We start from the raw sequence: 18,386 nt of genomic DNA on the forward strand, positions 1-18,386 counted from the left end.
AACAGGCCATTCGGACATGTGTCTGGCCGGCGCTTCACCGGATGCTGGTTCGCGTGTCGCCACGGGCAGGCGGGCATCCGCCGCGAGCCCGCGGCGCTGCATCTGACCGGCGACGAGGAGCGCGCGGGCCATGAACAGGCGTCGAGGGCGACAAGGCGTAAGTCTACTACTGCTATGTGGTGCGCCGCATCCGGGAGGTGTCGGAAATTCAGAGGCGATGGCCCCGGGGCCAGACCAACCGGCGGCGGCGGCGCGGACTGCGCGAGTGTAGGGTGAGCCCTGATTGATGTCAATTCATATGTCTTATATAAGACATAAGACATTTCATAGCGCGCTGGACGCGATTCTGGCTTTTGTGGTTGAATCCGGCCTATGTCATCCCTGCCTACGTCCCCGTCCGCCGCGCACGCCAATGGCTCGCCGGAAACGGTCGCCCCCCAGAGCGGCGCCGGGACGCAGCCGTCCCCCAGTTCTCAGGCCGCGCCGTCAGGCGCCACGCCGTCTCCCACCTTCAGTCCGCTCTACCAGCAGATCAAGGCCCTGATCATGCAAAGCCTGCAGACGGGCGAGTGGAAGCCGGGCGAAATGATTCCGAGCGAGATGGACCTGGCGGCCCGCTACAAGGTCAGCCAGGGCACGGTGCGCAAGGCCATCGACGAGTTGGCGGCCGACAATCTCGTGGCGCGCCGGCAGGGCAAGGGCACCTTCGTGACCACCCATCACGAGGATGTGGTCAAGTTCCGTTTTCTGCGTCTGGTGCCGGACGAGGGCGAGCCCCACTATGGCGCCAGCCGCGTGCTCGAATGCAAGCGCCTGCGCGCGCCGGCCGAGATCGCGCGCCTGCTGGACATCCGCACCGGCGACAGCGTCGTGCAGATCCGCCGCGTGCTGACGTTTTCCAATGAAGCGACGGTGCTCGACGAAATCTGGCTGCTGGGTGCCAATTTCAAGGGCCTGACGGCCGAGAAGCTCAACGAGTGGAAGGGTCCGATGTACGCGCTGTTCGAAGCCGAGTTCGGCACGCGGATGATTCGCGCCACGGAAAAGATTCGTGCGGTGGCCGCCGACGATACCGCCGCGGAACTGCTTTCCGTCGCGGTCGGCTCGCCGTTGCTGTCGGTCGAACGTGTGTCGTTCACCTATGGCGATCGCCCGGTGGAAGTCCGCCGTGGCCTGTATGTCACGACGCGCCACTATTATCAAAACGACTTGAGTTGATGCGTAATGGCAATGCCAGGGCAGTCCCGTTCGCTGATTATTGCCGTGCGTATATGGGACATTCGCCAACCATTGTCGTTAGTGAATGGAATAGCGCGATTTTTCGCATCCGGCATGGTGCGCGCATTGTCGCGTGCGATTGTCGGGCACGCCGCGCTGGTGCGCGATAGGCGAAAATTATTGGTGCGCTGCGCAACAAAGGCGCTAAAATCACGTCGATTTGCTCCACTGCATCCATTTGCATTCAGCGTTACCCACGCGCCCGATGCAATACGGTGCACAGACGGTACCCGTAGTGACGCACCGGTGCAATCGGGAGCAATGGCAGTGTCGTTCTTTTGCAGTTTTCTTTTCACAGCAAATGGGGTCTCGCATGGCTGAAGCCGCCAAACAAGCCAGGCCGGAATTCCGGAACATCGGTATCGCGCAAATCTCGCGCTACCGTTTGCCCTGGGCCGGCAAGGTATCCATCCTGCATCGCGTAAGCGGCGCATTGATGTTTCTCCTCCTTCCTTTCGTTCTGTACCTGTTCGAGCAGAGCGTCACTTCCGAACTGAGCTACGCGAAGTTCTCGGCCCTGCTGTCCAACGGCTTTGTCAAGCTGGTAATCCTGGCGCTGATCTGGGGTTATCTGCATCACTTCTGCGCCGGTATCCGCTTTCTGCTGCTCGACGTCCACGTCGGCGTGTCGAAGCCTGCCTCGGCCACCTCGGCCAAGGCCGTGCTGATCGTCAGCCTGCTGCTCACCCTGGTTTTCGGGCTGAAGCTATTCGGCCTGTTCTGAGGAGAATCACGGTGGCAAATAACAATATCGGTCCCAAGCGTCTTGTCGTCGGTGCCCATTACGGCCTGAAAGACTGGCTCGCGCAACGCGTTACCGCCGTCATCATGGTGGTCTTCACCGTGGTGCTCGCCGTGGCGTTTCTCGCCTTCGGCAATCCTTCGTACGAAGGCTGGTCGGGTCTCTTCGCCAATCAATGGATGAAGCTCCTGACGTTCTTGACCATCCTGTCGCTGCTCTATCACGCCTGGTTTGGCGTGCGCGATATCTGGATGGACTACGTGAAGCCGATGGCCGTGCGCCTTCTGCTGCAAGTTCTTACGATTCTGTGGCTCGTCGGTTGTGCGGGCTACGCTGCTCAGATTCTCTGGAGGGTGTAATAAATGGTCGCAGTCAAGACTGGATTGCCGCGTCGTAAATTTGACGTGGTCATCGTCGGGGCGGGCGGCGCTGGGATGCGCGCATCCCTCCAGCTCGCAGAAGCCGGCCTGAACGTGGCCGTGCTGTCGAAGGTTTTCCCGACCCGTTCGCACACCGTTGCGGCACAGGGCGGCATCGGCGCCTCGCTCGGCAACATGAGCGAGGACAACTGGCATTTCCACTTCTACGACACCATCAAGGGCTCCGACTGGCTGGGCGACCAGGACGCCATCGAGTTTATGTGCCGTGAAGCGCCGAAGGTCGTGTACGAGCTCGAACATTTCGGTATGCCGTTCGACCGTAATGCCGATGGCACGATTTACCAGCGTCCGTTCGGCGGCCACACCGCCAACTACGGCGAGAAGCCGGTGCAGCGCGCCTGCGCGGCAGCCGACCGTACCGGTCACGCGCTGCTGCACACGCTGTACCAGCGCAACGTGCGCGCCAAGACCCATTTCTTCGTGGAATGGATGGCACTGGACCTGATTCGCGACGAAGAAGGCGATGTGCTGGGCGTGACCGCGCTGGAAATGGAAACCGGCGAAGTTTATATCCTCGAAGCCAAGACCACGCTGTTTGCGACCGGCGGCGCCGGCCGTATCTATGCGGCTTCCACCAACGCCTTCATCAACACTGGCGATGGCCTGGGCATGGCGGCTCGCGCCGGCGTGCCGCTGGAAGACATGGAATTCTGGCAGTTCCACCCGACCGGCGTGGCCGGCGCGGGCGTGCTGATCACGGAAGGCGTGCGCGGCGAGGGCGGCATCCTGCGTAACAAGGATGGCGAGCGCTTCATGGAGCGCTATGCCCCGACGCTGAAGGATCTGGCGCCGCGCGACTTCGTCTCGCGCTCGATGGACCAGGAAATCAAGGAAGGCCGCGGCTGTGGCCCGAACGGCGACTACGTGCTGCTCGACCTGACGCACGTCGGCGCCGAGACCATCATGAAGCGCCTGCCGTCGATCCGCGAAATCGGCCTGAAGTTTGCCAACGTCGACGCGATCAAGGAACCGATTCCCGTGGTGCCGACCATCCACTACCAGATGGGCGGGATCCCGACGAACTTCCACGGCCAGGTCGTGGTGCCGAAGAACGGCAACCCGAACGAAGTGGTCAACGGCTTCTACGCGATTGGCGAATGCTCGTGCGTATCGGTGCATGGCGCCAACCGCCTGGGCACCAATTCGCTGCTGGATCTCGTGGTGTTCGGCCGCGCCGCCGGCAACCACATCATCGCCAACGCCGCGAAGCAGAAGGAACACAAGCCGCTGCCGGCCGACGCCGCCGATCGCGCGATGTCGCGTCTGGCCAAGCTGCAGGGCACGACGTCGGGCGAATACACGCAGGATGTGGCCAACGATATCCGCCGCAACATGCAATCGCACGCTGGCGTGTTCCGCACCCAGAAGCTGATGGACGAAGGCGTCGAGCGCATCCTCGAAGTAGCCGAGCGCGCCAACAACATCCATCTGAAGGACAAGTCCAAGGTCTTCAACACCGCGCTGGTGGAAGCCCTGGAAGTGGCCAATCTGGTGGAAGTGGCCAAGGCGACGATGATTTCGGCGGCAGCCCGCAAGGAATCGCGCGGCGCCCACGCCCACAGCGATTTCCCGAACCGCGACGACGAGAACTGGCTCAAGCACACGCTGTTCTACAGCGAAGGCAACCGCCTCGACTACAAGCCGGTAAAGATGCAACCGCTGACGGTGGAATCCGTTCCGCCCAAGGCCCGTACGTTCTAAGCCCGCGTCGTAGAGAAAACAGGACCCACAGAAATGAAGCGTATTTTCGAAGTCTACCGCTACGATCCGGACAAGGACGCCGCGCCCCGCATGCAGACCTACGAGGTCGAACTCGACGGTCACGAACGCATGCTGCTGGACGCCTTGGTCAAGCTGAAGAAGCTCGATGAAACCATTTCGTTCCGTCGTTCGTGCCGCGAAGGCGTGTGCGGATCGGACGCGATGAACATCAACGGCAAGAACGGCCTGGCGTGCCTGACGAACATGCGCGAGCTGCCGGACCGCATCGTGCTGCGTCCGCTTCCCGGCCTGCCCGTGGTGCGCGACCTGATCGTCGACATGACGAACTTCTTCAAGCAGTACAACTCGATCAAGCCGTTCCTGATCAACGACGAGCCGCCGCCCGAGAAGGAGCGTCTGCAGTCGCCGGAAGAGCGCGAGGAACTGGACGGCCTGTACGAGTGCATCTTGTGCGCCAGCTGCTCCACGTCGTGCCCGTCGTTCTGGTGGAACCCGGACAAGTTCGTCGGCCCGGCCGGCCTGCTGCAAGCCTATCGCTTCATCGCGGACACCCGCGATCAGGCCACGGGCGAGCGTCTGGATAACCTGAACGACCCGTACCGTCTGTTCCGTTGCCACAGCATCATGAATTGCGTCGATGTGTGCCCGAAGGGCCTCAATCCGACCAAGGCGATTGGCAAGATCAAGGAATTGATGGTTCGCCGCGCTGTTTAATCGGCCGGTATAAACTGCCTGTTGCGCCGGCCCCTGGCGCAACAGACAGTCTGCAGTTGATGTAAGCGGCGCGTCAGCCCGATGCGGTATCAATCGGGCCGCGCCGTTCAAAGAAGGCTGACCATGAGTCTTTCCACCACATTCTCCCATCAGGCCGATCCGCACAAGCGTGCCCGTCTGCGCTGGCGCGCCCGCCGCGGCCTCCTGGAGAACGACATCATCGTCGAACGTTTTTTCAACCGTTACGAGGAGAGCCTGTCCGATGAGGACGTGGCATCGCTGGGCGAGCTGTTCGAGCTCAGCGACAACGAGTTGATGGACCTGCTGCTTGTCCGCAAGGAGCTGGACGGTGAGCTCGACACGCCCCCGATGCAACGGGTACTCAGCCTGCTGCGTTCGGTCTGAGTTTGGTCAACACTATTATTCACAGTATTTGAAGGAACCGACATGACGCCGTCCGATGTGAAAGCCACGCTATCGTTTTCCGATGGTTCCCCCAGCGTTGAGCTGCCGATCTACAAGGGCACGGTAGGCCCGGACGTGATCGACATTCGCAAGCTGTACGGACAAACCGGCAAGTTCACCTATGACCCGGGGTTCATGTCGACCGCTTCGTGCAACTCCAAGATCACCTACATCGATGGTGACAAGGGCGAACTTCTGTATCGCGGCTACCCGATCGAGCAACTCGCGCAGAAGTGCGACCACCTCGAAACCTGCTACCTGCTGCTCAAGGGCGAGTTGCCCAACGCCAAGCAGAAGGAAGAATTCGTGAACTCGGTGATGAACCACACCATGGTTCACGAGCAGCTGCAATTCTTCCTGCGTGGCTTCCGCCGCGATGCCCACCCGATGGCCGTGCTGACGGGCCTGGTCGGTGCAATGAGCGCGTTCTACCACGATGCGATGGACATCGACGATCCGCACCAGCGCGAGATCTCGGCCATCCGCCTGATCGCCAAGATGCCGACGCTGGTCGCCATGGCGTACAAGTACAACATCGGCCAGCCGTACATCTATCCGCAGAACGACCTGTCCTATTCGGGCAACTTCATGCGCATGATGTTCGGCACGCCGTGCGCGCCTTACACCGTGAACCCGGTGCTGGAGCGCGCGCTGGACCGCATCTTCATCCTGCACGCCGATCACGAGCAGAATGCGTCGACGTCGACCGTGCGCCTGGCCGGTTCGTCGGGCACCAACCCGTTCGCCGCCATCGCCGCCGGCGTGGCCTGCCTGTGGGGCCCGGCACACGGCGGTGCGAACGAAGCCGCACTGAAGATGCTGGAAGAGATCGGCAGCGTCGACAACATCAACGAGTTCATCAAGCAGGTCAAGGACAAGAACTCGGGCGTGCGCCTGATGGGCTTTGGCCACCGCGTGTACAAGAACTACGATCCGCGCGCCAAGCTGATGCGCGAAACCTGCCACGAAGTGCTGGAAGAGCTGGGCCTGCACAACGACCCGCTGTTCAAGCTGGCCATGGAGCTGGAAAAGATCGCGCTGGAAGACGAATACTTCGTCAGCCGCAAGCTTTACCCGAACGTGGACTTCTACTCGGGTATCGTGCAACGCGCGCTGGGCATCCCGACGTCGCTGTTCACCTGCATCTTCGCGCTGGCTCGCACGCCGGGCTGGATCTCGCAGTGGGAAGAGATGATCACCGATCCGGAATACAAGATCGGTCGTCCGCGCCAGCTGTTCAATGGCGCCGCCGCTCGCGACGTGCCGGACATGGGCAAGCGCTGATCCGCCTGCTGTACCGCAGCATGAAGAACGCCCCGGATTCCCGGGGCGTTTTTTTATTTGCTGGCCGCGGGCGATGGGGGGCTCGCCGCGGCGCCGTCCGTCCCGCGCGGTTGCGCGAAGTGGCGCCATGCTGTGGTGGCGTCACAAATGCGGCTATGCACAACTGTTGTGAAAGTCGATTTTCGCGACGATTCCTGCTGTTGGCCGGTTGCAACCATCGGCATTAGTTGTCGGATTTTCTATAAAACAGAAGAACTTCACTCTATTCGGGTGCAACTTTGCCCCTATAATGCGTGCTGCTTTACCGACTGGCGGCCGGGCCACCCTTCCGGCATCGCCACGTTGGAGAAGCGGGGCAGGCGAAGCGCTTGCGCGCAATAGAGAACGCATCAACGTTGTCTTTCCGAACTTTTGGTGTGCGCCGCCAGGCGTGCGCCGACACATGCCGGGCCCCGCATTCGCTTCACTGTCTTCACCGCAGGCCCGACTTCCGCTTTGGGCCTTTTTCGTTCGCCACGTCAGGCGGCGCTTCTCCCCGCGGGTGTTGTTCGATTGCGCCGGTCATGCCGACTCTGCCCGGAATGACCCATACATAAATCGAGGAGCTCCTGATGACGCTGTCCCGTCTCACGTCCACTGCCATGGCTGCGGTGCTTGCCACTGCCGGTCTCGCTGCCTTCACGTCGGCCAACGCCGAAACCATCAAGATTGCCATTGCCGGTCCGATGAGCGGCTCCGTCGCCCAGTACGGCGACATGGTCAAGGCCGGCGCCCTGACCGCGATCGAGCAGATCAACGCTGCTGGCGGCGCCAATGGCAACAAGTTCGAAGCCGTCATGATGGACGACGCCTGCGAACCGAAGCAGGCCGTAGCGGTGGCCAACAAGATCGTCAGCCAGGGCATTCACTACGTGATCGGTCACGTGTGCTCGGGTTCGACCATTCCGGCTTCCGACATCTACGAGAACGAAGGTATCGTGATGGTCACGCCGTCGGCCACGGCGCCGCAGCTGACCGAAACGAAGAAGCGCAACTTCATCTTCCGCACCATCGGCCGCGACGACCAGCAGGGCCCGGCAGCCGCCCAGTACATCATCGGCAAGGTCAAGCCGAAGAAGGTGGCCGTGCTGCACGACAAGCAGTCGTACGGCCAGGGCATCGCCAGCTCGGTGAAGAAGGACCTCGAAGCCGCCAAGATTCCCGTGGCCGTGTTCGAAGGCATCAACGCTGGCGATTCCGACTACTCGGCGGTCATCACCAAGCTGAAGTCGCAGGGCGTGGATTTCGTGTATTTCGGCGGCTATCACCCCGAAATGGGCCTGCTGCTGCGCCAGGCGCGCGAACAGGGCGTGAAGGCGACGTTCATGGGGCCTGAGGGCGTGGGCAACAAGGACGTGACGGCGATTGCCGGTCCGGCTTCGGAAGGCATGCTGGTCACGCTGCCGGCGGACTTCTCGGCCGATCCGGCCAATGCCGCGCTGGTGAAGGCGTTTGCCGACAAGAAGCGCGACGCCAACGGTCCGTTCCAGATGCCGGCGTACGCCGCGGTCAAGATCATCGGCGATGCGATCGCCGGCGCCAAGAGCACCGATCCGACCAAGGTTGCCGCCTACATGCACAAGAACGCGTTCACCACGCCGATCGGCAAGGTCGAATACGACGCCAAGGGCGACCTGAAGTCGTTCAAGTTTGTCGTCTACACGTGGCACAAGGACGCCACCAAGACTGCCGCCAACTAAAACCGGCGCCATCCTGGCGAAACGCCCCGCTGCCGATCCGGCCAGCGGGGCGTTTTGGTATCGGTTCGATGTGGGTTAATCTCCACATAACGGCGACGCAGCATTGCACATCGGACTTTTCGATCCACAAGGTCCCCGCATGAACGAATTTCTTCCACAGTTCACCCAGCAACTGGTCAATGGCCTGACGCTGGGTGCGATCTATGCGTTGATCGCCATCGGCTACACGATGGTCTACGGCATCATCGGCATGATCAACTTTGCCCACGGTGAGATCTACATGATCGGCGCCTACGTGGGACTCGTGACACTAACCGCGATCGGTGCGCAGGCCGGTTATCCGCTGCCGCTGGTGCTGGGCGCGGCGCTGGTCGTCTCGGTCGTCGTCACCGGCTGTTATGGCTTTGCCGTGGAGCGCGTGGCGTATCGCCCGCTGCGTGGCGGGCCGCGGCTCGTGCCGCTGATCTCGGCGATCGGCATGTCGATTTTCCTGCAGAACTATGTCCAGATCGGGCAGGGCGCGCGCGACGTGTCGGTGCCGCTGCTGATCTCGGGTGCGATCGAATTCCAGATGGGCGGCGATTTCACGGTGACCGTGCCGTATTCGCGCCTGTTGATCGTCGGCGTGACGCTGGTGCTGATGATCGCGCTGACGCTGTTCATCGGGCATTCGCGCATGGGACGCGCGTGCCGCGCCTGCGCCGAAGACATGCGCATGGCCAACCTGCTTGGCATCGACACGAACCGTGTGATCTCGTTCACGTTCGTGCTCGGCGCGATGCTGGCCGCCGTGGGCGGCGTGCTGATCGGGCTGACCATCGGCAAACTCAATCCCTTCATCGGTTTTATCGCCGGCATCAAGGCGTTCACCGCGGCGGTGCTGGGCGGCATCGGCAGCATCCCCGGCGCGATGCTGGGCGGCGTGCTGCTGGGCCTGGCCGAAACCTTCGCCTCCGGCTACATGCCCGCGGAATACAAGGACGTCGTGGCGTTCGGCCTGCTGGTGCTGGTGCTGCTGTTCCGTCCCACGGGCCTGCTGGGCAAGCCCGATGTGGAAAAGGTCTAAGGGGGACGACATGACTCAAGCGACTTCGATCTCGCGGGCGTCGGCCCCGCAAACGGCGGTCTCGGACACGCTCAAGAACGCGATTACCGCGTCCGTGCTGACCGCCATCCTGACCATTCCCGTGCTCGGCCTGCAACTGAAGCTGGACGGCTACAAGGTTGTGCTGGAGCCGCACTGGCGTCCGGTCTGGATCGCCGTTGCAGCGGTGTTCCTGTTCCAGTTGGCCAAGCCGCTGCTCGCGCGTGCGCGCGGGGCAGTGAAGCTGCCCGCGCTGCCCGCCATGGGTGCACAGCGGCAGCGCGCTGCGGTCTGGGTGTTGCTGGCCGTGGGCCTCGTGTTTCCGTTCTTCGGATCGCGCGGCGCCGTGGACGTGGCGACGCTGGCGCTGATCTACGTGATCCTTGGCCTGGGCCTGAATATCGTGGTCGGCTTTGCCGGCCTGCTGGACCTGGGCTACGTGGGCTTCTACGCGGTGGGCGGCTACACCTACGCGCTGCTGAACCAGTACTTCGGCCTGACGTTCTGGGAATGCCTGCCGCTGTCGGCCGGACTGGCCGCCACGTTTGGCTTCGTGCTCGGTTTCCCGGTGCTGCGGCTGCGCGGCGATTACCTGGCCATCGTGACGCTGGGGTTTGGCGAGATCATCCGCCTGCTGCTGAACAACCTGACCAGCCTGACCGGCGGCCCCGACGGCGTGTCGGGTATTCCGAAGCCTTCCGTATTCGGCATCGAGATGGCGCGCAGCGCGAGCGTGGAGGGCGCCAAGACGTTCCACGAACTGATCGGCTTGCCCTACGCGGGCCAGCACATGGTGATCTGGCTGTACCTGCTGGCGCTGTTGCTGGTGGGCTTCACGCTGTTCGTTACCAGCCGCCTGATCCGCATGCCGATGGGTCGCGCCTGGGAGGCGCTGCGCGAGGACGAGATCGCGTGCCGCTCGCTGGGTTTGAACCCCACGCGCATCAAGCTTTCGGCGTTCACGCTGGGCGCCTCGTTTGCAGGACTGGCCGGCGCGTTCTTCGCGGCGCGCCAGGGCCTGGTCAATCCGGAATCGTTCACCTTCATCGAATCGGCACTGATTTTGGCCGTGGTGGTGCTGGGCGGCATGGGTTCGCAACTGGGCGTGATCCTGGCTGCGATCCTGCTCACGATCCTGCCCGAGGTGGCGCGGGATTTTGCCGAGTACCGGATGCTGATCTTCGGTCTGGTGATGGTGCTGATGATGATGTGGCGTCCGCAGGGCCTGCTGCCCGCAAGCCGTCCGCACGTGGAGTTGCCGCGATGAGTGCTGAAATGCTGAAAGTATCCGGCCTGCAGATGCGCTTTGGCGGTCTGCTGGCCGTGGACGGCATCGAGTTCGATGTGCGTCGTGACGAAGTCTTCGCCATCATCGGGCCGAATGGCGCGGGCAAGACCACTGTGTTCAATTGCGTGGGCGGCTTCTACAAGCCCACCGCCGGCGAGGTAATGCTCGACGGCCATTCGATCGCGCGCAAGCCCAGCCACGTGGTAGCGCGCCACGGGCTGGTCCGGACGTTCCAGAACATCCGCCTGTTCAAGCAATTGACGGTGGTGGAAAACCTGCTCGTCGCCCAGCACCGTCAGGTCAAGGCCGGACTGCTGCGCGGGCTGCTGGCCACGCCAGCGTATCGCCGCGCCGAGCGCGAGGCACTGGGCCGCGCGGCCGAATGGCTCGAACGCATGGGGCTTAGCGCGGTGGCCAACCGCGAGGCCGGCACGCTGTCGTATGGTCATCAGCGCCGCCTGGAAATCGCCCGCTGCATGATCACCGGGCCGCGCCTGCTGATGCTCGATGAACCGGCTGCCGGACTCAATCCGCAGGAAAAGATCGAACTTCAGCAGTTGATCGACCGGCTGCGCCGCGAATTCAAGATCTCGGTACTGCTGATCGAACACGACATGAGCCTGGTGATGGGAGTGTCCGACCGCATCCTGGTGATGGAACACGGCAAGCCGATCATGATCGGCAAGCCGGACGAAGTGCGCAACGATCCGCGCGTGATCAAGGCCTACCTGGGAGAGGACTGATGCTGAAGCTGGAACAGGTCCATACCCACTACGGCGCCGTGGAGGCGCTGTCCGGTGTGTCGATCGAAGTCAACAAGGGCGAGATCGTCACGCTGATCGGCAGCAACGGCGCGGGCAAGACGACTCTGATGATGACCGTGTGCGGCACGCCGCGTGCGTCGAGCGGACGCGTGATGTTTGAAGGCGAGGACATCACGCGGCGCAACACGCACGAGATCATGCGCATGGGCATGGCGATTTCGCCGGAAGGCCGCCGCGTGTTTCCGAGCCTGACCGTGCTCGAAAACCTCAAGATGGGCGCATTCTTCGCCAGCCGTCATGACATCGAGGACGGCATCGAGCATGTGTTCAAGCTGTTTCCGCGCCTGAACCAGCGTGCCAGCCAGCGCGCCGGTACGATGTCCGGCGGCGAGCAGCAAATGCTCGCGATCGGCCGCGCGCTGATGAGCAAGCCGCGCCTGCTGCTGCTGGACGAGCCGACGCTCGGCCTGGCACCGTTGATCATCGCGCAGATCTTCGACATCATCCGTACCATCCGCGAGGAAGGCGTCACGGTGTTTCTGGTCGAGCAGAACGCCAACAAGGCGCTGCAGGTGGCCGACCGCGGCTATGTGCTGGAAACCGGCCGTGTGGTACTGGCCGATACCGGCGCCAACCTGCTGGCCAACGACCGCATCCGCTCGGCTTACCTGGGCGGCTGACGACCGTCCAGCCTGCCGGGTTCACGGCATCGGGTACGGGCGGCGGCGCGCGACGCGCCGCCGCCTTCGCCATCCACGAAATCCCCCTTTCGCCAATGACCGCCGCCCGGGTGGTCTGCCCGCCCCGTCGGCGGCTGGCGCACATGGCATAATCGCTTGCCATGTCAAGCAATCGCCGACATGGCCGGAAAAGCGCAAAATAGCCGCTTTCCTGCGCTTTATCCGAACAACAACCCCCTGCAAACCAACGCGCGGATTCGCGCCGTTCGACGCCCTGGCGTGCGAGCGGACGGTCTGCCTCAGCATCATGGCCAAGACGCTCTACGACAAACTTTGGGATGACCACACCGTTCACGTCGAGGAAGACGGCACCACGCTGCTCTACATCGACCGTCATCTGCTGCATGAAGTGACCAGCCCGCAGGCCTTCGAGGGGCTGAAGCTGGCGGAGCGTCCGGTATGGCGTATCAGCGCGAACCTGGCCGTGTCCGACCATAACGTGCCGACCACCGACCGCACGCAGGGCATTGCCGATCCGGTCTCGAAGCTGCAGGTGGACACGCTCGACGCCAACTGCGACGCCTATGGCATCACGCAGTTCAAGATGAACGATCACCGCCAGGGCATCGTGCATGTGATCGGGCCGGAGCAGGGCGCGACGCTGCCCGGCATGACGGTGGTTTGCGGCGACTCGCACACCAGCACGCATGGCGCGTTCGGCGCGCTGGCGCATGGCATCGGCACCTCCGAAGTGGAGCACGTGCTGGCCACGCAGACGCTGCTGGGCAAGAAGGCCAAGAACATGCTGATCACGGTGGAAGGCAAGCTGCCGCGCGGCTGCACCGCCAAGGACATCGTGCTGGCCATCATCGGCAAGATCGGCACGGCGGGCGGCACCGGCTACACCATGGAGTTTGCCGGCTCGGCTATTCGCGATCTGACCATGGAAGGCCGCATGACCGTGTGCAACATGGCGATCGAGGCCGGGGCGCGCGCCGGTCTGGTGGCCGTGGACGACGTGACGCTCGAATACGTGAAGAATCGCCCGTTTGCACCGCAGGGCGTGGAATGGGATCAGGCCGTGGCCTACTGGCGCACGCTGCATTCCGACGCCGGCGCCCATTTCGACAAGGTCGTGCAGCTGCGCGCCGAGGAAATCCGTCCGCAGGTGACCTGGGGCACTTCGCCCGAGATGGTGGTCAGCATCGAGGATCGCGTACCCGATCCCGAGCGCGAAAAGGATCCGAACAAGCGCAACGCCATGGAGCGCGCGCTCGAGTACATGAACCTGCAGCCCAACGTGCCGATGGAATCGATCAGCATCGACAAGGTTTTTATCGGTTCATGCACCAACAGCCGCATCGAAGACATGCGCGCCGCCGCGTGGGTGGTGCAGAAACTTGGCCGCAAGGTTGCGTCGAACGTGAAGCTGGCGATGGTGGTGCCGGGTTCGGGTCTGGTCAAGGAGCAGGCCGAGCGCGAAGGCCTGGACAAGGTGTTCAAGGCTGCCGGTTTCGAATGGCGTGAGCCGGGCTGCTCGATGTGTCTGGCCATGAACGCCGACCGACTGGAGCCGGGCGAGCGCTGCGCGTCCACCTCGAACCGCAATTTCGAGGGACGTCAGGGCGCCGGCGGCCGTACGCACCTGGTCAGCCCGGCCATGGCGGCGGCGGCGGCCATCGAGGGGCATTTCGTCGATATCCGCAAGCTCGGCTGAGGGCCGGGCAGGGCAACGGGTCAACCACGACTTTCGAACAGAGAGAACATGAAAAAGTTCGTGATCACGCTGCTGGCATGCCTGGGCATGCTGCACCTGGCTGGCTGCAACACGATGGCCGGATTGGGCAAGGACACGCAGGCTGCGGGGCGTTCGCTGGAAAACGCCGCCCGCAAGTAAGGACACCACCATGGAAAAATTCACCGTACATAGCGGCCTTGTGGCGCCGCTCGATCGCGAAAACGTCGATACCGACGCGATCATCCCGAAGCAGTTTCTGAAGTCGATCAAGCGCACGGGGTTCGGCCCGAACCTGTTCGACGAGTGGCGTTACAAGGATGTGGGCGAGCCCGGCAAGGACAACAGCAAGCGTCCGCTGAATCCCGATTTCGTGCTGAACCAGCCGCGCTACCAGGGCGCTTCGGTGCTGCTGGCGCGCAACAATTTCGGCTGCGGCAGCTCGCGCGAGCACGCCCCGTGGGCGCTGACGCAATACGGTTTCCGCGCCGTGATCGCGCCGAGTTTCGCCGATATCTTCTTCAACAACTGCTACAAGAACGGTCTGCTGCCGGTGGTGCTGACCGAACAGCAGGTCGATCACCTGTTCAACGAGACCAACGCGTTTGCCGGCTACAAGCTGACCATCGACCTGGACAAGCAGGTGGTATTCACGCCGGGCGGCAACAGCTATCCGTTCGACATCGCGCCGTTCCGCAAGTACTGCATGCTCAACGGTTTCGACGACATCGGCCTGACCTTGCGCCACAAGGACAAGATCAAGGCGTACGAGGCCGAGCGCCTGACCCGCATGCCGTGGCTCGGCAATCGCGTGGTCGGTTAAGGTTCGCTTAGTCCGGGCGACGCCGGCGATGCGGCCGGTGCGTCCACATCAAGGAAGACAGATGAAGATTGCAGTTCTGCCGGGCGACGGCATCGGCCCCGAAATCGTTGCGGAAGCCGTCAAGGTGCTCAACGCGCTCGACGAAAAATTCGAACTGGAAACCGCACCCGTGGGCGGCGCCGGCTACGAGGCCGAAGGTCATCCGCTGCCCGAGAACACGCTGAAGCTGGCCCAGCAAGCCGACGCGATCCTGTTCGGCGCCGTAGGCGACTGGAAGTACGACAGCCTCGAGCGTCCGCTGCGTCCGGAACAGGCCATCCTGGGCCTGCGCAAGCATTTGCAGCTGTTCGCCAATTTCCGTCCGGCCATCTGCTACCCCGAACTGACCGGTGCATCGAGCCTGAAGCCCGAACTGGTGGCCGGTCTGGACATCCTGATCGTGCGCGAACTGAACGGCGACATCTATTTCGGCCAGCCGCGCGGCGTGCGCGAGGCGCCGGACGGCCTGTTCAAGGGCGCCCGCGAAGGCTTCGACACGATGCGCTATAGCGAGCCGGAAATTCGCCGGATCGCCCACGTGGCATTCCAGGCCGCGGCCAAGCGCGGCAAGAAGCTGTGCAGCGTTGACAAGGCCAACGTGCTGGAGACGTTCCAGTTCTGGAAGGACATCATGATCGATGTCAGCAAGGAATATCCGGATGTCGAGCTGTCGCACATGTACGTGGACAACGCAGCGATGCAGTTGGTGAAGGCGCCGAAGAGCTTCGACGTGATCGTCACGGGCAATATGTTCGGCGACATCCTCTCGGACGAGGCCGCCATGCTGACCGGTTCGATCGGCATGCTGCCGTCGGCGTCGCTCGATGCGAACAACAAGGGCCTGTACGAGCCGTCGCACGGCTCCGCGCCCGATATCGCCGGCAAGGGCGTGGCGAATCCGTTGGCCACGATCCTGTCCGCCGCGATGATGCTGCGTTATTCGCTGAACCGCGCGGAACAGGCCGATCGTATCGAGGCGGCGGTCAAGAAGGTGCTGGCCCAGGGCTATCGCACTGGCGACATCCTGACGCCGGGCTGCAAACAGGTGGGCACGCGCGAGATGGGCGACGCGGTGCTGGCAGCACTGTAATCGCCGCGCCCACCTCTTTCGCCCCTCCCGTCTGGCGCGAGGGGCGGGAGGACGGGGCGGCGGGCGATACCACGCGCGGCGGCACGATGCGAATGCGCAATTTGTTGCCGTTTGCAAAGCGCTGCGGCGGCTGGACGAGGCCGGCAATACCGGAAAATCGCTTCGAAAGCTACAAAACACCCCGCATTTCCGCTGCGGCGGCGCGGCAAATTCGTGTAGACTCTCCCGCTATGGCCCGAATCCACCAGTCCCCTCTGACTGCCAGCGCAGCTTGCACCGCCACCCGCGGCGCGATCGGCGTGGATTCGCCTGGCCAAGCAGTTACCGCAACGACGATTAAAACCATTACCAAAAAAACGATCCGCTAGATCGTTCGTCGTGCCTGCCCGTCTTCCCCGCGCAGCCACGCCGGGCGAGGAAAATGGCGGGGAAGTTCAAATCACATCCGAGGTAAGTCATGATTGTAGGTCTCGTCGGTTGGCGAGGAATGGTCGGCAGCGTCCTGATGCAGCGCATGCAGGAAGAGGGCGATTTCGACCATATCGAGCCCGTTTTCTTCAGCACGTCCAACGCCGGCGGCAAGGCCCCGGCCATGGCGAAGAACGAAACCACGCTGAAAGATGCCAATGACATCGAAGCGCTGAAGAAGTGCGATGTTGTGCTCACGGCGCAGGGTGGCGATTACACCAACGACGTTTTCCCGCGCCTGCGGGCCGCCGGCTGGAATGGTTACTGGATCGACGCGGCTTCGTCGCTGCGGATGAAGGACGATGCAATCATCGTGCTCGATCCGGTGAACCTCGGCGTGATCAAGGACGCGCTGTCCAAGGGCGTGAAGAACTTCATCGGCGGCAACTGCACGGTCAGCTGCATGATGATGGGTCTGGGCGGCCTGTTCCAGCACGATCTGGTCGAGTGGATGACCTCGATGACGTATCAGGCCGCTTCCGGCGGCGGTGCCCAGCACATGCGCGAATTGCTGACGCAATTCGGCACGCTGAACGCCGCGGTCAAGCCGCTGCTGGACGATCCGGCCTCGGCCATCCTGGAAATCGACCGCCAGATCCTGTCGACGCAGCACGGTCTGTCTGCCGACGAAACCAAGCAATTCGGCGTGCCGCTGGCCGGAAACCTGATTCCCTGGATCGACAAGGATCTCGGCAACGGCGTGTCGAAGGAAGAATGGAAGGCCGGCGCGGAAACCAATAAGATTCTCGGCCGTGGCGAAGGGTTCGTCGGCGCCACGGGCGCCAGCCCGATTGCCGTCGACGGCCTGTGCGTGCGAATCGGCGCCATGCGCTGCCATTCGCAGGCGCTGACCATCAAGCTGCGCAAGGATGTGCCGCTCGATGAAATCGAAGGCATGCTGGCCGCCAATAACCAGTGGGCCAAGGTTGTGCCGAATACGCGCGAAGCCAGCATGAAGGACCTGACGCCGGCTGCGGTGACGGGTACGCTGACGATTCCGGTGGGCCGTTTGCGCAAGATGCAGATGGGCGGCGAATACCTGTCGGCCTTCACGGTGGGCGATCAACTGCTGTGGGGCGCGGCCGAACCGCTGCGGCGTATGCTGCGCATTCTGATCGAAGCTTGATCGTCAGATTCGCCTCGCCGCTGCGTTGCGGGGAGGCAACAGAATGCACCGCTTTGCTTACAACGCCGCGCGCCAGCGCGGCGTTGTTGCATCCGGGACCCTATTTTTCTTGGGCTTGCGTCACAATACAGCGGCGCTTGGCCAGGGGGCATCGCAGCTGCGGGATCGGGAAAGGCCGCTGCGACACGCGCGCGACAGGGGCGGCCGTTTGGTCCGCCACCCGTTGCCGTCCACCAGCCAGCCATTTGGGGTCGGGTTAATTTTTTGCTACTAAAACCATAAATGGAGCACGAGGTGAGTGTGAGCCTACTTCGCCGGAAAGATGCGCCTATTGTCCGTCAGCGCTGGTCAACGCTGGCCATCACGGCTGTTGGTCTGCTGCTGGCGCAGCCGGCTGCGTATGCCGCAGGGTTTGGACAACTACGGGTCCAGTCCAACCTGGGGCAGCCGCTCCAGGCCGAAATCGATATCACCGGCGTATCGGCCGAGGAAGCCGACAGTCTTGCTGTCAAGCTGGCTTCGCCGTCCGCCTATGCCCGCGCGGGGCTTACCTACCTGCCGGCGATTTCCGGCGTGAAGCTCGACGTGCAGAAGCGGCCGAACGGCAGCTACGTCGCCACTGTCCGCTCGAACCAGCCGCTGAGTGAACCGTTCGTCGACATCCTGATCGACATGAGCTGGTCCAGCGGCAAGGTCACGCGCGCATATACGTTCCTGCTGGATCCGGCAGGCGCCAAGTCGCCGGAACAGTCGTTTGCGCCGACGACCGTGGTGCAGGCCGCGACGCCCGATGCGTCGCCCGCTACCGCGCCGTCCGCACCGGCTCCCGTTGCCGCCGCGCCCGCCATTGCGCCGGCGCCGTCCGCCGAAACGCCACGCCCGGCGCCGCCCCGTCAGCCGCGCCG

19 protein-coding genes are annotated in these 18,386 nt (G+C 63.0%); all 19 read left to right on the forward strand.

The features are described from left to right. The first annotated feature begins 372 nt into the window (after positions 1-372). The gene (locus F7R19_RS24035) at positions 373-1,218 is read left to right on the forward strand and encodes a GntR family transcriptional regulator (RefSeq protein ID WP_061959457.1); all 846 of its coding nucleotides are present in this window, start codon (positions 373-375) and stop codon (positions 1,216-1,218) included. Positions 1,219-1,591: 373 nt separating this feature from the next. Continuing rightward, entirely contained in the window at positions 1,592-2,002 is a 411-nt protein-coding gene (gene sdhC, locus F7R19_RS24040) for a succinate dehydrogenase, cytochrome b556 subunit (RefSeq protein ID WP_061959456.1), read from the forward strand. An 11-nt stretch (positions 2,003-2,013) separates the two neighbouring features. Beyond that, positions 2,014-2,379, forward strand: a complete 366-nt coding sequence (gene sdhD / locus F7R19_RS24045; protein ID WP_061959455.1) for a succinate dehydrogenase, hydrophobic membrane anchor protein — start codon at positions 2,014-2,016, stop codon at positions 2,377-2,379. A gap of 3 nt (positions 2,380-2,382) precedes the next feature. Continuing rightward, entirely contained in the window at positions 2,383-4,161 is a 1,779-nt protein-coding gene (sdhA, locus tag F7R19_RS24050) for a succinate dehydrogenase flavoprotein subunit (RefSeq protein WP_061959454.1), read from the forward strand. Between the two features lie 33 nt (positions 4,162-4,194). Next, positions 4,195-4,896: a succinate dehydrogenase iron-sulfur subunit gene (locus F7R19_RS24055; RefSeq protein WP_061959453.1), complete on the forward strand. Its 702-nt coding sequence runs from the start codon at positions 4,195-4,197 to the stop codon at positions 4,894-4,896. A gap of 123 nt (positions 4,897-5,019) precedes the next feature. Beyond that, a complete protein-coding gene (locus F7R19_RS24060; RefSeq protein WP_084004222.1) occupies positions 5,020-5,301 on the forward strand; it encodes an FAD assembly factor SdhE in 282 nt (93 codons plus the stop codon). Positions 5,302-5,343: 42 nt separating this feature from the next. Next, a complete protein-coding gene (gene gltA / locus F7R19_RS24065; protein WP_061959452.1) occupies positions 5,344-6,645 on the forward strand; it encodes a citrate synthase in 1,302 nt (433 codons plus the stop codon). Positions 6,646-7,256: 611 nt separating this feature from the next. Then, positions 7,257-8,384 carry a branched-chain amino acid ABC transporter substrate-binding protein gene (locus tag F7R19_RS24070; protein WP_150982250.1) on the forward strand — a complete coding sequence of 376 codons (1,128 nt, stop codon included), beginning with the start codon at positions 7,257-7,259 and terminating at the stop codon, positions 8,382-8,384. A gap of 139 nt (positions 8,385-8,523) precedes the next feature. Continuing rightward, the gene (gene livH, locus F7R19_RS24075; protein ID WP_061959450.1) at positions 8,524-9,450 is read left to right on the forward strand and encodes a high-affinity branched-chain amino acid ABC transporter permease LivH; all 927 of its coding nucleotides are present in this window, start codon (positions 8,524-8,526) and stop codon (positions 9,448-9,450) included. 10 nt (positions 9,451-9,460) lie between these two features. Beyond that, positions 9,461-10,735, forward strand: a complete 1,275-nt coding sequence (locus F7R19_RS24080) for a high-affinity branched-chain amino acid ABC transporter permease LivM (protein WP_150982251.1) — start codon at positions 9,461-9,463, stop codon at positions 10,733-10,735. After that, positions 10,732-11,499: a high-affinity branched-chain amino acid ABC transporter ATP-binding protein LivG gene (gene livG / locus F7R19_RS24085; protein WP_150982252.1), complete on the forward strand. Its 768-nt coding sequence runs from the start codon at positions 10,732-10,734 to the stop codon at positions 11,497-11,499. The genes F7R19_RS24080 and livG overlap by 4 nt, the downstream gene beginning before the upstream one ends. Further along, on the forward strand, positions 11,499-12,200 hold the full coding sequence (locus F7R19_RS24090) for an ABC transporter ATP-binding protein (protein ID WP_061959447.1): 702 nt from the start codon (positions 11,499-11,501) through the stop codon (positions 12,198-12,200). Before livG ends, F7R19_RS24090 begins: the two co-directional genes overlap by 1 nt. A 307-nt stretch (positions 12,201-12,507) precedes the next feature. Further along, positions 12,508-13,917 carry a 3-isopropylmalate dehydratase large subunit gene (gene leuC / locus F7R19_RS24095; protein WP_061959446.1) on the forward strand — a complete coding sequence of 470 codons (1,410 nt, stop codon included), beginning with the start codon at positions 12,508-12,510 and terminating at the stop codon, positions 13,915-13,917. Between the two features lie 48 nt (positions 13,918-13,965). Further along, positions 13,966-14,097, forward strand: coding sequence for an entericidin A/B family lipoprotein (locus tag F7R19_RS24100; protein WP_150982253.1), 132 nt, complete (start codon positions 13,966-13,968; stop codon positions 14,095-14,097). 10 nt (positions 14,098-14,107) lie between these two features. Further along, complete coding sequence (gene leuD / locus F7R19_RS24105; protein ID WP_061959444.1) at positions 14,108-14,758, forward strand: 3-isopropylmalate dehydratase small subunit; 651 nt, start codon at positions 14,108-14,110, stop codon at positions 14,756-14,758. Positions 14,759-14,819: 61 nt separating this feature from the next. After that, positions 14,820-15,887 (forward strand): 3-isopropylmalate dehydrogenase, encoded by a 1,068-nt coding sequence (gene leuB, locus F7R19_RS24110; protein ID WP_061959443.1) that lies wholly within the window; start codon positions 14,820-14,822, stop codon positions 15,885-15,887. Positions 15,888-15,979: 92 nt separating this feature from the next. Further along, on the forward strand, positions 15,980-16,255 hold the full coding sequence (locus F7R19_RS24115) for a hypothetical protein (RefSeq protein WP_150982254.1): 276 nt from the start codon (positions 15,980-15,982) through the stop codon (positions 16,253-16,255). Positions 16,256-16,344: 89 nt separating this feature from the next. After that, on the forward strand, positions 16,345-17,481 hold the full coding sequence (gene asd / locus F7R19_RS24120; protein ID WP_061959442.1) for an aspartate-semialdehyde dehydrogenase: 1,137 nt from the start codon (positions 16,345-16,347) through the stop codon (positions 17,479-17,481). Between the two features lie 294 nt (positions 17,482-17,775). Beyond that, on the forward strand, positions 17,776-18,386 hold a 611-nt coding region (locus F7R19_RS24125), incomplete at its 3' end, for a type IV pilus assembly protein FimV (RefSeq protein WP_409364607.1).

This window comes from Cupriavidus pauculus (assembly GCF_008801835.1).
GTDB classification, from domain to species: Bacteria; Pseudomonadota; Gammaproteobacteria; order Burkholderiales; family Burkholderiaceae; genus Cupriavidus; species Cupriavidus pauculus.